Origin of the sequence: Streptomyces sp. NPDC093544 (genome assembly GCF_040683495.1) — a bacterium.
Taxonomy (GTDB): Bacteria; Actinomycetota; Actinomycetes; order Streptomycetales; family Streptomycetaceae; genus Streptomyces.
In genome coordinates this window covers 178,690-192,596 of sequence record NZ_JBFBEA010000012.1, presented here as the reverse complement: position 1 = coordinate 192,596, position 13,907 = coordinate 178,690, and the positions used below count along the sequence as shown (strand labels likewise).

General features: G+C 69.9%; 13 protein-coding genes and 1 pseudogene. 6 read left to right on the top strand and 8 right to left on the bottom strand.

Annotated features, from left to right (window positions below):
• Window positions 1–24 precede the first annotated feature (24 nt).
• Both AB0N66_RS20230 and hemC read right to left on the bottom strand, forming a co-directional pair.
• Complete coding sequence (locus AB0N66_RS20230) at window positions 25–1,188, bottom strand: glycoside hydrolase family 18 protein (protein ID WP_365436569.1); 1,164 nt, start codon at window positions 1,186–1,188, stop codon at window positions 25–27.
• Between the two features lie 294 nt (window positions 1,189–1,482).
• A complete protein-coding gene (gene hemC, locus AB0N66_RS20225; protein ID WP_365436566.1) occupies window positions 1,483–2,418 on the bottom strand; it encodes a hydroxymethylbilane synthase in 936 nt (311 codons plus the stop codon).
• A 56-nt stretch (window positions 2,419–2,474) separates the two neighbouring features.
• On the opposite strand from hemC, the gene AB0N66_RS20220 reads away from it, so the two are divergent.
• Window positions 2,475–2,996: an AAA family ATPase gene (locus AB0N66_RS20220; RefSeq protein ID WP_365436563.1), complete on the top strand. Its 522-nt coding sequence runs from the start codon at window positions 2,475–2,477 to the stop codon at window positions 2,994–2,996.
• Window positions 2,997–3,111: 115 nt separating this feature from the next.
• A complete protein-coding gene (locus AB0N66_RS20215; RefSeq protein WP_365436560.1) occupies window positions 3,112–3,756 on the top strand; it encodes a GNAT family protein in 645 nt (214 codons plus the stop codon).
• A 63-nt stretch (window positions 3,757–3,819) separates the two neighbouring features.
• Here AB0N66_RS20215 and AB0N66_RS20210 read toward each other — a convergent pair whose 3' ends face one another.
• A complete protein-coding gene (locus AB0N66_RS20210) occupies window positions 3,820–4,758 on the bottom strand; it encodes a LysR family transcriptional regulator (RefSeq protein ID WP_365436557.1) in 939 nt (312 codons plus the stop codon).
• Window positions 4,759–4,808: 50 nt separating this feature from the next.
• Between AB0N66_RS20210 and AB0N66_RS20205 the strand changes: the two genes are divergently transcribed.
• On the top strand, window positions 4,809–5,411 hold the full coding sequence (locus tag AB0N66_RS20205) for an alpha/beta hydrolase (RefSeq protein WP_365436554.1): 603 nt from the start codon (window positions 4,809–4,811) through the stop codon (window positions 5,409–5,411).
• Here the strand turns inward: AB0N66_RS20205 and AB0N66_RS20200 are convergent.
• From AB0N66_RS20200 to AB0N66_RS20185, 4 genes and pseudogenes are all read right to left on the bottom strand, one after another.
• Window positions 5,392–5,640 (bottom strand): annotated as a pseudogene (locus AB0N66_RS20200) (hypothetical protein); the annotation flags it as partial. The gene AB0N66_RS20205 and the pseudogene AB0N66_RS20200 overlap by 20 nt on opposite strands.
• Window positions 5,641–5,709: 69 nt before the next feature.
• Window positions 5,710–6,507, bottom strand: a complete 798-nt coding sequence (locus tag AB0N66_RS20195; protein ID WP_365436551.1) for a sugar phosphate isomerase/epimerase family protein — start codon at window positions 6,505–6,507, stop codon at window positions 5,710–5,712.
• Between the two features lie 17 nt (window positions 6,508–6,524).
• Window positions 6,525–7,523 (bottom strand): bifunctional helix-turn-helix transcriptional regulator/GNAT family N-acetyltransferase, encoded by a 999-nt coding sequence (locus AB0N66_RS20190; protein ID WP_365436548.1) that lies wholly within the window; start codon window positions 7,521–7,523, stop codon window positions 6,525–6,527.
• A gap of 451 nt (window positions 7,524–7,974) precedes the next feature.
• Complete coding sequence (locus AB0N66_RS20185; RefSeq protein WP_365436545.1) at window positions 7,975–9,024, bottom strand: LacI family DNA-binding transcriptional regulator; 1,050 nt, start codon at window positions 9,022–9,024, stop codon at window positions 7,975–7,977.
• 347 nt (window positions 9,025–9,371) lie between these two features.
• Here AB0N66_RS20185 and AB0N66_RS20180 point away from each other — a divergent pair, with 347 nt between their 5' ends.
• Genes AB0N66_RS20180 through AB0N66_RS20170 form a run of 3 tightly spaced genes read left to right on the top strand, consistent with a single transcriptional unit; the run spans window position 9,372 to window position 12,504 of the window.
• Window positions 9,372–10,523: a Gfo/Idh/MocA family oxidoreductase gene (locus AB0N66_RS20180; RefSeq protein ID WP_365436542.1), complete on the top strand. Its 1,152-nt coding sequence runs from the start codon at window positions 9,372–9,374 to the stop codon at window positions 10,521–10,523.
• A complete protein-coding gene (locus AB0N66_RS20175; RefSeq protein ID WP_365436539.1) occupies window positions 10,520–11,674 on the top strand; it encodes a dihydrodipicolinate synthase family protein in 1,155 nt (384 codons plus the stop codon). The genes AB0N66_RS20180 and AB0N66_RS20175 overlap by 4 nt, the downstream gene beginning before the upstream one ends.
• A gap of 32 nt (window positions 11,675–11,706) precedes the next feature.
• Complete coding sequence (locus tag AB0N66_RS20170; protein WP_365436825.1) at window positions 11,707–12,504, top strand: sugar phosphate isomerase/epimerase family protein; 798 nt, start codon at window positions 11,707–11,709, stop codon at window positions 12,502–12,504.
• 138 nt (window positions 12,505–12,642) lie between these two features.
• Here the strand turns inward: AB0N66_RS20170 and AB0N66_RS20165 are convergent, their stop codons facing one another.
• The gene (locus AB0N66_RS20165; RefSeq protein ID WP_365436537.1) at window positions 12,643–13,632 is read right to left on the bottom strand and encodes a helix-turn-helix domain-containing protein; all 990 of its coding nucleotides are present in this window, start codon (window positions 13,630–13,632) and stop codon (window positions 12,643–12,645) included.
• Between the last annotated feature and the right edge of the window lie 275 nt (window positions 13,633–13,907).

Genomic DNA, 13,907 nt, shown 5'->3' with positions numbered 1-13,907 from the left:
CCCACCTGTTCCCACTGGTCCGGGTTACTTCAGCCGGAACGGCGCCGACATCGCCGTCAGCATGCTGTGTTCGGCGTCGTCGTCGGACAGTTCCCACATGAAGGTGCCCAGCAACCCGCTCTGCTTGGCGTAACGGGCCCTGATGCCGATCGACGTGGGATCCTCGTAGCTCACGAACCTCCGCTCGGCGGCGTTGTACAGCCACGGGGACTGCGCCTGCGGACTCCAGTACCGCTGCCAGGCCGGGTCGTCGAGCAGCGGCTCGACCGAGTGCCAGCCGCTGACCCAGAACGTGGACTCGTACGCCTGGTACAGACCGTGATTCTCGCCCTCCTCGTTCACCACGAAGCCGCGGCCGTAGAACGGAGTGCCCAGCACCAGACGGTTGGCGGGGACGCCGTGCAGCCGGTAGTAGGCCACCGCGGCGGTCACGTTGTTCCAGGTCTTGTCCGGCTGTGCCATCGGGTCGGCGGACACCGGCCGCATCGGGGCGTTGAAGGTGGAGACGGGTGAGAATCCGGTGCCCATGTCGTAGGTCATGAGATTGATGAAGTCCAGGATCCGGGCCAGCTTGCCGAGTTCGAAGCTCTTCGCCGGGTCGTACGCTCCGTCGGTCTGCAGCCGTCCAGTAGGAAGCGCGGCCGTCACCTCGTACCGCTTGCCGTGCTCCTGGCCCAACTTGTCGATCTGGGTGCGGAACTCCTGCGTCAGCAGGGTCATGTTCCTGCGGTCCTCGGGCCGGTCGGTGATCTCCGTCGGGCCGCCGTAGACCGGGAACTCCCAGTCGAGGTCGACTCCGTCGAAGCTGCCCCGGTAGGTGGAGAAGAACAGATCCAGACAGGAACTCACGAACGTCTGCCGGGAAGCGGCGGTGAGCGCGGCGTCGGAGAACCCGGCCGCACCCCAGCCGCCGATGGAGATCAGCGTGCGGAGCTGGGGGTGTTCACGCTTCAGCTGTGCCAGCTCCGCGAAATCCTGCGCGGCTGACGGTTGAATTGTGCACTTTCCCTGGTCGATCGTCGAGAATGCGTAGAATAGATGGGTTATTCGGTCGGCGGGGATCTGCGATACGGGATACGACTCGCTGTTCCATCCCGCGTAGTACGCGCCGATTACCGGACGTTGTTTCGCGGGCGCTGCGGTGGGTGCTGGCGCCGGTGCTGTGGCGGCGGCTGCATCGGCTCCCACCAGGCACGCCGCCAACGCCACGCATGCCAGCAATAAGGCCCGCATTCGGCGGAATCGCAACATTCGTTACCTCCGTGAGGAGTTGATGGTTGATAGCGATCACGGTAGCGGGCCGAGCGGACGGGCAGGTCTTTTCACGCCGGGAAGGCTGATAAACCGGGAGCGTGCGAGTGTCTGTCGCATTGAGTTCGCCTCCCGATTCAGGTATTCACATACCTGTCGGTGCGGAAATGAGCCTTTTCAGGCCGCTCCTGAAACCGGCCTTGAGCCGGCCGTCGCGGAGGGGGCGACGCGTCAGTGCGGGATGCCGTCGATGAGTTCGCGGGCGCCCTGGCGCAGCAGGGCTACGGCGACGGAGGTGCCCAGGGTCGCGGGATCGAGGCGGCCCGCCCACTCGTGGGCGTTGAGCACGGTCTTGCCGTCCGGGGTGAACACGCAGGCCCGCAGGGACAGTTCGCCGCCGCGCTCGGACTTCGCGTAGCCGGCGATCGGTGAGTTGCAGTGGCCCTGGAGGACGTGCAGGAACATGCGCTCGGCGGTGGCCTCGCGGTGGGTGGCCGGATCGCCGAGGCCGCTGACTGTGTCGATCACGGCCGTGTCGCCCTCGCGGCACTGGAGGGCCAGAATGCCCGCGCCGATCGGCGGCATCAGCGTCTCCGGCGACAGGATCTCGGTGATCACATCCACCCGCCCGATGCGCTCCAGGCCGGACACCGCGAGCAGCAGCGCGTCGGCCTCGCCGGCCGCCAGCTTCTCCAGGCGCCGGTTGGCGTTCCCCCGGAACGGTACGCAGTCCAGGTGCGGATGGGAGGCGGCGAGCTGTGCGACGCGGCGCACGGAGGAGGTGCCGATCCGGGTACCCGGCGGCAGCTCGTCGAGGGTGAGCCCGACCGGGTGGATCAGGGCGTCACGGATGTCGTCCCGAGCGAGGAAGGCGGCGAACATCGTCCCGGCCGGCAGCGGCCGGTCCGCCGGGATGTCCTTGACGCAGTGCACCGCGAGATCCGCCTCGCCCGCCAGCAGCGCGGCGTCGACCTCCTTGGTGAACGCCCCCTTGCCCTCGACCTGCGCGAGATCACCCATCCACTTGTCCCCGGTCGTCTTCACAGGGACGACCTCGGTACGGATACCGGGGTGCAGCACGGCCAACTCGGCGCGGACACGCTCCACTTGGGCCAGCGCCATGGGCGAGTCGCGGGAGACGATACGGAGGGTTTCCGGAGCGGACATGACGTTCACGATAGCGGCCCGACGAGGGGACCGACGCCCGCGTAGGGTCGTACGCCATGATCCTCTGGCTGAACGGCACCTTCGGCGCGGGCAAGACCACCACCGCGAAGGAACTCACCTCCCGCCTACCGGAGTCCAGGCTTTTCGACCCCGAACAGGTGGGCTACATGCTCTGGCACGTCCTGGGGAAGCCGCGGGACTTCCAGGACTTCCCGCCGTGGCGCGGGCTGGTGGTGGAGACGGCGCGGCAGGTCCTGGACCACGTGGGCGGAACGCTCGTCGTCCCGCAGACGGTCCTCAACGAGCGGTACTGGCACGAGATCCGCACGGGCCTCGCCAAGGCGGGCATCCCGGTACGCCACTACCTCCTCCACACCGACCACGACACCCTCGTCCACCGCATCGAGACCGACACCGATCCCGAGAGCGTCGGCGCCCGACAGTGGCGCCTCGACCACCTCGCCGACTACCGACGCGCCCTGCCGTGGCTCCGCGAGGAGGCGGAGACCGTCGACACGACCGGCATCCCGCCCTCGAAGGTGGCGGAGCTCGTCATGGCCGGCCTGGGGAACGAGTGAGCCGGTGCCGCTGAGCCCGGGTGACCGAGTATTTCGTTCGACGGCTTCCGGCGCCTGCGGAATACTTCGCCGGGCTTCCATGGGCTGTCGCGCAGTTGAGAAGGGGTGTCGGGCGTTGGGTTTCACGCTGGAGGGGCCGGTTCTTGAAGGCGCGCTCGTACGACTGGAGCCGCTGGACCGACGTCACGCCGCCGACCTCGCGGTGGCGGCGGAGGAGAACCGTGGCTCGTACGCGTTCACTTGGGTGCCGAGGGCCGACGAGGTCGGCGCGTACATCGACGCGCAGCTCGGCCGCGCCGCGACAGGGAAGCTCGCGCCGTACGCGCAGGTCGACCGTGCCTCCGGGCGGGCGGTCGGCGCGACATCGTTCTGGGAGCCGCGGTGCTGGCGGACGGACGATCAACTCGACGCCGTCGAGGTCGGGTTCACCTGGCTGGCGTCCGCCGCGCAGGGGACAGGGCTGAACACCGAGGCCAAGTTCCTTCTCTTTCGGCATGCCTTCGAGGAGTGGGGCGTGGCGCGGGTCGACCTGAAGACGGACGCGCGCAACAGCCGTTCCCGCGCGGCGATCGAGCGTACGGGCGCGCGCTTCGAGGGCGTGCTGCGGAACTGGTCCCGCTCCTGGGCGCCGGGCGAGGACGGCCTGTTGCGCGACTCCGCGATCTACTCGATTACGGCGGCGGAGTGGCCCGAGTGCAGGAAGCGGTTGGAGGAGCGGCTGGCGGGGATCCCGGGGGCGCGCGGTACGCAACGCGGCTGACGCGGAAGCCACTTCGGGTTGTTCAGGGCCTCTCCCCTTGTAAGGCCTTGTCGGCCCGTGTACTCATCCGACCAACTCCGCAGCCGTAGCGCGCAGTTGTTCCTGTACGGCGGTCAGTACAGGGTCGGACTCCGAGCCCGTGCGTACGGCCATGAAGACATTGCGGGTCGGTGGGGTGCCGTCGGTGGTCAGCAGGGTGAGGCGGCGGTGGGCGTACAGGGGCTGGACCATGCGGGGGATCAGGGCTACTCCCTGGCCCGCCTCGACGAGGGCGGCGAGTGCGCCCCAGTCGTTGACGGCGTGCCGGATGTCGGGAGTGAAACCGGCCGCCGCGCAGACCGTGCGGGCGACCGCTCCGCAGCAGCTGTCGGCGTCGCCGACGATCCAGGGGTCGGTGGCGAGGTCGCGGAGGGCGACCCGCTCGCGGTCGGCGAGGCGGTGGCCGGACGGTACGGCGAGGTCCAGGACGTCGGTCAGCAGGTCGGTGCGGGCGTAGCGGCGGTCGGTGTGCGGGGGCGTCGCCGGGAAGTCCACGGCGATGGCGACGTCGACCTGGCCGGCGTCGAGGGCGGTGAACAGGTCGGGTGGCTGGGCCTCGACGACGTCGATCCGGACGTGGGGCAGCCGCTCGGCGAGGCCGGCGAGCGCGCCGGGCAGGAGGCCGAGGATGCCGCTGGAGAGGGCGCCGACGGTGACGGACGCCCGCCCGCCGCCCTCGCCGTACGCGGCCAAGTCAGCGCGCGCCCGCTCCAGTTGGGCGGCGATGAGATCGGCGTGCGCCAGCAGTACCCGGGCCTGCCCGGTCAGCCGTACGCCCCGGCCGTCGCGCTCGGTCAGCGGGGCGCCCACCTCGCGGGCGAGGGCGGCGATCTGCTGGGAGACCGCCGACGGCGTGAGGTGCAGGGCTTCCGCGGCCCGGGCGAGGCTGCCGCGCCGCTGGAGTTCGCGCAGGACGGTCAGCCGACGGAGGTCAACAGTGAAGGTCTCGCTTACCTGTTCCACCCCGAAAGATTAACTGGACCGTGGGGCGGGTGATCGGAAACCATCACCCCATGACCTCCCGGAGCTTCCTCATCCTGCACGGCTGGCAGAACCATCGGCCGTCCGACCACTGGCAGCACTGGCTGGCCGACCAACTGACCGACCTGGGGCACCTCGTCGTGTACCCCCAGCTGCCCGACCCCGATGACCCGGACCTGGACGTGTGGCTGGCGGAGTTGTCCCGGCACCTCGAAGGTCTGCCGCGCGGCGTCGAGCGCGTGGTGATCGCCCACAGCCTGTCCGTTCTGCTGTGGCTGCACGCGGTCGCCCGCGATGCCAAGGGGCTCGACGTCGACCGAGTCCTGTTCGTGGGGCCGCCGTCGGCGTCCACACTCCTGGGGATCCCGGAGGTCGCGGCGTTCGCCCCGCCCGCCTTCCCGCTCACCCTGCCGGGGCCGACCCGACTGGTCGCGGGCGACGACGACCCGTACTGCGCCGGGGGCGCCCTCGCTGCCTACGGCGACCCCCTGGGCATCCCCACCGAACTCATCCCGGGTGCGGGCCACCTCGACCTGGACGCCGGGTACGGCTCCTGGCCGGCGGTACTGGACTGGTGCCTCGACGAGTCCGGCTCCGGCTCCAGCTCTGTGAAGTTCATTGCCCGTCCGGCGTAGGGCCGCGTCCTCGGGCGGCGCATTGCGGTCGCATCGGGTCGAGATCCTCCCCCCATGCGTCCAGCACCGGGCCGTGCCCTGCGCTCCTGGCCGCTGCCTCGACGCGGGCGAAGAGGCTTCGCTGTAGGGGAACGTCGCCTGTTCTTGAGATGCGGTCCGCGGCGTCGAGCAGCAGGTCGGTGTCCCAGCCGGGCAGCGGGTATCGGGCGAGCTCCCACTCCAGGTACCGGCAACCCGCCGAGCGCCGGGCCCGTGGGCCCCGGCCGCGGCCGGCGAAATCACCCTGGATTGCGCCCGGCTACGCCGACCCGTTCAGCAGTCGTGCGAGGTGTTCCCGGCCCGGGCCGAGCAAGCCCGGGAACGGCGCCGCCTTCTCGTACCACCGCTTCTCGTACTCCCAGCACAGCCAGCCGTCCCAGCCCTCGCGGGAGAGCAGTTCCACGCACTCGGTGAGCGGGAGTACCCCCGCTCCGAGTGGCAGCGGGGTCGTGTCCTCGGCGGACGCGATGTCCTTGACCTGGACGTAGCCGAGGTGCGGGGCCAGCGCCGCGTACGTCGACGACGGCTGCTCGCCGCCCAGCCAGGTGTGCATGACGTCCCACAGTGAGCCCACCTGCCGGTGGCCGACCGGGCCGAGGACACGGATCGCGGCCGCGCCGGTGCGGTGCGAGTCGTGCGTCTCCAGCAGGATGCGTACGCCCACCTCGGCGGCGTACTCCGCCGCCGTGCCCAGGCGTCGAGCCGCCGTCGCGTCCGCCTCCTCGGGGCTCTGGTCGGCGCCCCCCGGGAAGACGCGGACGAAGGGTGCGCCCAAGTCCCTTGCCAGGTCCAGGAGTTCTCGGATCTCCGCGAGTACGGCGGTGTCGTCGCCCGGCGCGGCGACGCGTGCGTATCCCGCCAGGCCGAGGATCTCGATGCCGGACGCCTTGAACTCCGCGGCCACGTCCGCCCGTTCCGCCGGTCCGATACCGGGGTGTACGGGCTCCTCCGGATGCGCGCGCAGTTCGACGCCGTGGTAGCCGTGCTCGACGGCCAGGCGTACGACTTCGGGGACCGGGAGTGCGGGGACGCCGAGGGTGGAAAAGGCCAGCTTCATGAGGTGGACTTTACTCGTCACTCAGCGTTGCCGCGCAGGTCCAGACGCCAGTCCTGGCCGACCAGATCCGCGCCGAAGGAGCGGTGCGGTTTCTCGGAGACGAGGACGAAACCGTGGCGCTGGTAGACGCGGCGGGCCGAGGCCAGGACGTCGTTGGTCCAAAGGACGAGATCGTGGTAGCCGACGCCGCGTGCGAAGTCGGCGACGGCCGTGACCAGTTGGTCGCCGATGCCCAGGCCGCGCGCGTCCGGTTCGACGAGGAGGAGGCGGAGGCGGGCCGTCGCGGGGGCGTCGTCCCGTACGCACATCACGCAGCCCACCGGCCGGCCGTCGAGCTCGGCGATCCACACCCGCTCCAGGTGCGGATCGTGGTCCTCGGCGAAGTCGGCGACGATCCTTGCCACCAGGCCCTCGTAGTCGGTGTTCCAGCCGAGCTCGGCCGTGTACAGCGCGGCGTTGCGCTGCACGATCCAGCCGAGGTCGCCGGGGGCGGGCTCGCGCAGCACGACGTCCTCGTGACGGGGAGCCCGGCCCTGTCCCGGGACCTGTCCCCGGTCCTGTGCCGGGCCCCGTTCCCGGCCTTGCCCCCGGTCCCGTCCGTCGCCCAGGAGCGTCCGCACCGTGCGCATCGCCTCCGCGAGCCGTGGCCGGTCGGCGGGGGCCACCGTGGCGAGCAGCGCACCGACGCTCTCCCGTGCCCGCTCGTCCAGCAGGCCGGCCACCTCCCGGCCACGCGCGGTGAGCGTGACGCGACGGCGCCGCGGGTCCTTCTCGGACGGCGCGCGCTCGACCAGTCCGTCCTGCTCGAACTTGTTCAGGATGCGGCTCAAGTACCCCGCGTCCAGGGAGAGTTCGCGGCGTAGGTCGGCGGCGTCCGTACGAGGGGAGTGGGCGAGTTCGTACAGGACGCGGGACTCGGTGAGCGTGTAGGGGGCGTAGAGGTGGCGGCCGTAGTCGAGGGCGCCGATGACGTTCGTATAGAAGCGGTTGAAGGAGCGGATGTCCTGGACGGTCATGGTCGGTCCCGGGTGGTCGGCTCTTTTGTTGACTCAGTCAGAGGTTCTGTGAGTACGAGGGTAAGCCGCGTCCGGGCGTGTGTTCCGGACGGCCTCGTGCAGGGGCTGCCGGTCGTCGTCAGCCGTGCGTCCAGCGTCTGCGGTCCGTCGTCCGTCGGTGCGGTGCGGTGCGGTGCGGTGCGGTGCGGTGCGATGCGGTGCGGTGCGCGGTGGGTGGGTCGGGGGCGTGCCGGTACGTCCCGCCCGTCGCCGCCGGATCAGACGTTGGGCAGGAAGCGAGGGGTCCGGTGACGCGAACGTACGCGACGGGCATGTGGACGTACCGGCACGGCCCCTTCCGTGCGTATGCGGCTGCCGGCGCGTGGGGGCTCGTGCAGCTCCTGGGTTCGGGGCCCGTGCAGCTCCCGAGTTCGGGGCTCGTGCAGGTTCTACGCCCGAGCCCCGTGAGCCTCTACGGCCGCGGCGCTCCCGTCGAGCCCCGCACCATCAACTCCCCCCGCACCGTGGCGATCCCCCCGGGCGGCGGCTCCTCCCGGCCCATCGCGATCCGGCCGGCGCGTGCCCCCGCCTCGGTCAGTGGCAGTCGTACCGTCGTCAGCGCGGGTACCGCGTCGATGCTGAACGGCAGGTCGTCGAAGCCCGCGACGGACACGTCGTCCGGAATCCGTAGTCCCGAGTCCCGCAGTGCGGCGCACGCACCGAGTGCCACGGTGTCGTTCGCGGCGACGATGGCGGTCAACGAGGGTTCGTGGCGCAGGAGTTCGAGTGTCGCCTCGTAGCCGGAGCGGCGGTCGTACCGGCCGTGCACGATGCGCAGTGGGTCGTCTTTGATCCCGCGTGCGGCGAGCGCGTCCCGGTGGCCTTCGAGGCGGTGCCGGGTCGTCGTCCGCTCCTCGGGGCCGGCGATGTAGCCGAGCTTCCGGTGCCCGAGGCCGATCAGATGCTCGGTGAGTTCCTGGCCGCCGCCGCGGTTGTCGAAGGTGAGGGCGATCGCCTCGGCGGCTTCCGGTGAGGGCGGCCGTCCGCAGAGGACGACCTTGGTTCCGGCCTCCGTCAGCCTGCGCAGCTTCGCGGCGACGGCGCCGGCGTGTGCGGCGTCCTCGATCGCGCCGCCGGTGAGGACGACGGCGGCGGCGCGTTGGCGCTGAAGGAGCGTGAGGTAGGTCAGTTCACGCTCCGGGGAGCCGCCCGTGTTGCACACGACCCCCAGCCGTTCCCCGCCCGCGCGCCCCCCGGGCCCCCCGATCTCCGACTGGATCGCGGCCGCCATGATTCCGAAGAAGGGGTCGGCGATGTCGTTGACGAGGATCCCCACGAGGTCGGACGTCGCCGCGGCCAGCGAACTCGCGGGGCCGTTCAGTACGTAGTCCAGCTCGTTCACCGCACGCAGTACCCGCTCGCGCGTGGTCGCCGCGACGGGATAGTTCCCGTTCAGCACCCGGGACACGGTCGCGGGCGAGACCTGCGCACGTGCCGCCACGTCCGCCAGGGTCACGGTCATCTCGTCGTCCTCCGGTCGCGCCACTTGTTGTGGTTCTTGTTGTGGTTGTTGTTGTGGTTCTCGTCGTGGTTGTCGTTACGGGGTGCGGCCACGCGGTTCCCAGGGGGCGGTCCACGGCTCCTGGGAACCGCGTGTTCGGACGGCCCCTATATGCGGGTACATCCGACCCTGACCACACCCCCCGCGTCCACCCGTCCGACCGATCGAACATCCCGTCCCTCTGTTGGTCTTGTCCAATGGGCTCGACAGAGGCTAGCTTCTCCCTTAGTAGAAAGCGCTTGCTGATGCGCTCACCAGTTCCTCAGTGGGGCGTACGGGGCGCGGAACCCGCGTACGAAGGGAATGACGTGACACGCAAGACGGTGCGTATCGCCATGAACGGCGTGACGGGGCGTATGGGCTACCGCCAGCACCTTGTCCGCTCCATCCTCGCCCTGCGTGAACAGGGCGGCCTCGACCTGGGCGACGGCACCGTGCTGTGGCCCGAACCCGTCCTCGTCGGCCGTCGCGAGCACGCCCTGAAAGCGCTTGCCGAGCGGCACGGCCTTGAGGAGTGGTCCACGGACCTGGACGCCGTCCTGGCCGACCCCACCATCGACCTCTACTTCGACGCACAGGTCACCTCCGCCCGCGAGGAGGCGCTCAAGGCGGCGATCGTGGCGGGCAAGCACATCTACACCGAGAAGCCGACCGCGACCGGCCTCGGCGGCGCTCTGGAACTGGCCCGTCTCGCTCGTGACAAGGGCATCAAGCACGGCGTCGTCCAGGACAAGCTCTTCCTCCCCGGCCTGCTCAAGCTCAAGCGCCTCATCGACGGCGGCTTCTTCGGCCGGATCCTGTCCATCCGCGGGGAGTTCGGCTACTGGGTCTTCGAGGGCGACTGGCAGTCCGCCCAGCGGCCCTCCTGGAACTACCGCGCGGAGGACGGCGGCGGCATCGTCGTCGACATGTTCCCGCACTGGGAGTACGTGCTGCACGAGCTCTTCGGGCGGGTCACCTCCGTCCAGGCCATCGCCACCACCCACATCCCGCAGCGCTGGGACGAGCAGAACAAGCCGTACGACGCCACGGCCGACGACTCCGCGTACGGCATCTTCGAGCTGGCGGGCGGTGCGATCGCGCAGATCAACTCGTCGTGGGCCGTGCGGGTCAACCGCGACGAGCTGGTCGAGTTCCAGGTCGACGGGACGGAGGGATCGGCTGTGGCCGGCTTGCGCAACTGCCGCGTCCAGCACCGGAGTTCGACGCCCAAGCCGGTCTGGAACCCTGACATCCCGGCCACCTACTCCTTCCGCGACCAGTGGCAGGAGGTCCCCGACAACGCCGAGTTCGACAACGGCTTCAAGGCCCAGTGGGAACTGTTCCTCCGGCACGTGTACGCGGACGCGCCCTACCACTGGGACCTCCTCGCCGGCGCCCGCGGTGTCCAGCTCGCCGAACTCGGCCTGAAGTCCTCGGCCGAGGGCCGCCGTCTCGACGTACCGGAGATTTCGCTGTGAGGGCCATTCAACTGCCGGGGGTGGGTGGCGAGTTGCGTACGTATACACCGCGCTCCGAATCCCTCGTCCACGCCTCCGGTGCGCCCTTCGCCTCCCGTACGGTCTTCTCGGCGGCGCATGTCGTCGCCGATCCGTACGCGGATGTGTCCCCCGACTCGCCCGCGGCCGTCGACTGGGACGCGACCCTCGCCTTCCGCCGCCATCTGTGGGCCCACGGGCTCGGTGTCGCCGAGGCGATGGACACCGCACAGCGGGGGATGGGGCTCGACTGGGCCGGCGCGGCGGAACTCATCCGCCGGTCGGCCGCCGAGGCCAAGGCGGTCGGCGGACGGATCGCCTGCGGCGTCGGCACGGACCAGCTCACGAGGGGCTCGCTGGAGGAGATCCGGAAGGCTTACGAGGAGCAGCTGGCCCTCGTCGAGGAGTCGGGCGCCCAGGCGATCCTGATGGCCTCGCGTGCGCTGGCGGCGGCCGCCGCCGGACCCGAGGACTACCTGGAGGTGTACGGGCATCTGCTCCGGCAGTCGTCCGAACCCGTGGTCCTGCACTGGCTGGGGCCGATGTTCGACCCGGCGCTGGAGGGCTACTGGGGGTCGAGCGACCTGGACGCCGCCACGGATGTGTTCTTGCAGGTCATCGCGGCCCACCCGGACAAGGTGGACGGCATCAAGGTCTCGTTGCTGGACGCCGGGCGCGAGATCGACATCCGACGCCGTCTCCCGCAGGGCGTGCGCTGCTACACCGGCGACGATTTCAACTATCCCGAACTGATCGCGGGCGACGAACAGGGCTTCAGCCACGCGCTGTTGGGCATCTTCGACCCGTTGGGGCCCCTGGCGGCGGACGCCGTACGGGTCCTGGACACGGGCGATGTGAAGGGCTTCCGGGAGCTTCTCGACCCGACCGTCGAGTTGTCCCGCCATCTCTTCCAGACCCCGACCCGCTTCTACAAGACGGGAGTTGTCTTCCTGGCGTGGCTCGCCGGCCACCAGTCCCACTTCACGATGGTCGGCGGTCTGCAGTCGGCGCGCTCGCTCCCGCACTTCGCCCGCGCCTACGAACTGGCCGACGGCCTCGGCCTGTTCCCGAATCCGGAGCTGGCCGAGACGAGAATGAGGACGATGCTTTCCCTGTACGGAGTGGCTCAGTGAAAGTGAACCTGTCGCGATTCTCCATCAACCAGATGACGGTGAAGCAGCTGTCGATGCCCGAACTGGTCGATGCCTGTTTGGCGTTGGGCGTCCCCGGTGTCGGCCTCTGGCGTGAGCCGGTTCATGCCTACGGGCTCGACGCGACCGCCAAGCTGGTCCGAGGCGCGGGTCTGGCGGTGACGACCCTGTGCCGGGGTGGCTTCTTCACGGCGATCGATCCGGCCGAGCGGGCCGCCGCCCTGGCGGACAACCGTTCGGCGATCGACGAGGCGGCCACGCTCGGCACGGACACACTGGTCCTGGTCTCCGGCGGGCTGCCGACCGGAGACAAGGACCTGCACGGCGCCCGGGAGCGCATCGCGGAGGCGCTGGGGGAGTTGGGCCCGTACGCGGCGCAGCGGGGCGTACGCCTGGCCATCGAGCCGCTGCACCCCATGTACGCCTCGGACCGTTGCGTGGTGTCGACCCTGGCCCAGGCCCTGGACCTCGCGGAACGCTTCCCCGCGGACCAGGTCGGCGTCACGGTGGACACGTATCACATCTGGTGGGACGACACGGCTCCCGCCCAGATCGCCCGCGCGGGCGCCGCCGGCCGCATCCACACCTTCCAACTCGCCGACTGGACCACCCCGTTGCCCGAGGGCGTCCTCAACGGCCGCGGCCAGATCGGCGACGGCTCGATCGACATGCGTCAGTGGCGCTCGTACGTCGAGGCGGCGGGCTACACCGGTCCCATCGAAGTCGAGCTGTTCAACGACGGGTTGTGGGCACGCGACGGGCGTGAGGTGCTGGCTGAGACGGCGGCGCGGTTCGTGGAGCACGCGGCGTAGCGGCCCGAGGCGCGGAAAGTCGCGGAGACGCCTTGGTGTTCCATCCCTCCCCGGTAGGGATGGAACACCAAGGTCCAGAATGCGGGTGACTCCCGTGGCTGTCGTTGGCCCTGAGTCCACAGATAGTTGCCATTGCGTCTACTCCTGTACGGCCAGGGCCTGGAGTCGGCACTCCCTGGGGGAGAGTCCGTACGCGCTGCGGAAGACGCGGGTGAATCCGGAGCCGCGCGGGAGGCCCCAGCGAGAGGCGATGGCGTGGATCGGGGTGGCGTCCAGCGTGGGGTCCGCCAAGTCGCGGCGGGCGCCCTCCAGCCGCCGGCTGCGGATCCAGGCCGCTACCGTCTCGCCCCGTACCTCGTCCTGGAAGAGGCGGTGCAGGTAGCTGACGGAGATGTGGTGCGCGGCGGCGATCGTGGCCGGTGTCAGCTCGGGGTCGTGCAGGTTCTGGCGGATGAACGCGCGTATGCGCTCGGTCATGGCCCGGTGCCGGGTCTCCGGCGGCAGGGTGCCCTCCACCTCCAGTAACTGGGCGAACCAGGCGGTCAGCAGGTCGACCAGGACCGTACCGAGGCGTGGCGCGTCGGACGGCTGGAGGGAGTTGGCCTCCCTGTCCAGGCCGGTGAGGAAGTCCGCCAGCAGGGCGCCCGTTCCCTCCCGCCCCGGCAGCCGTCTGCCCAGCAGCTCCCGGACGCGGTCCGGGGGCAGCGGCAGCAGCGCCTTGGGAAAGTCCACGCCCACCCCGGTGATCACGCGGAGGTTCCCGTCGTCCGGCGGGCGCACGTCGTAGGGCTGCGAGCTGTCGGTCACCCACAGGTCGCGCGGGCCGCACAGTTCGCTCCGCCCGGCATGGTCGAGGCCAAGCCCGCCATCGAGAATCAGGGACAGGTGGAACAACTCGGGGTCGACCTGTCGGATGAGTTTCTCGGTGCGCCGGAACCGTGTCGGCAGGAACGACGCAGGCCACACCATTACGGGCCCCAGCTCCAGCAGCCGCTGCTCGGCCCAGAAGTCGATGGTGTGCTCGCTGCTGATGTCAGTGGGCGCGATCGCCCTGTGGACCAACTCCCGCCAGTATTCGAACCTGTCCTCCGTGGGCACATCCGCGCTCCGGAACACCGTCCCGATCATCCCAAGTCCCCCCGCTGTACGCCTCTTTCGAGGCGGGGACATCTTATCTTCGCGAGGAAACCCGCAGGTCGGCGCTCGCGGTGAGGTTGCCGGCGACGGTCAGCGAGGTTTCGCTGTCCTTGGTGGGGAGTGTGCGGCCGGCTCCAGATATTTTTCGCGGCTCAATTCCACAGGCCTTTCAAATACGTGCAGATCAGGGTTGATGCATCTGACACGTTTCCTGTGATTTAGCTGTTGACCTGGCCTTTTTCGAGAATAGAGGGAACCGCAATTGC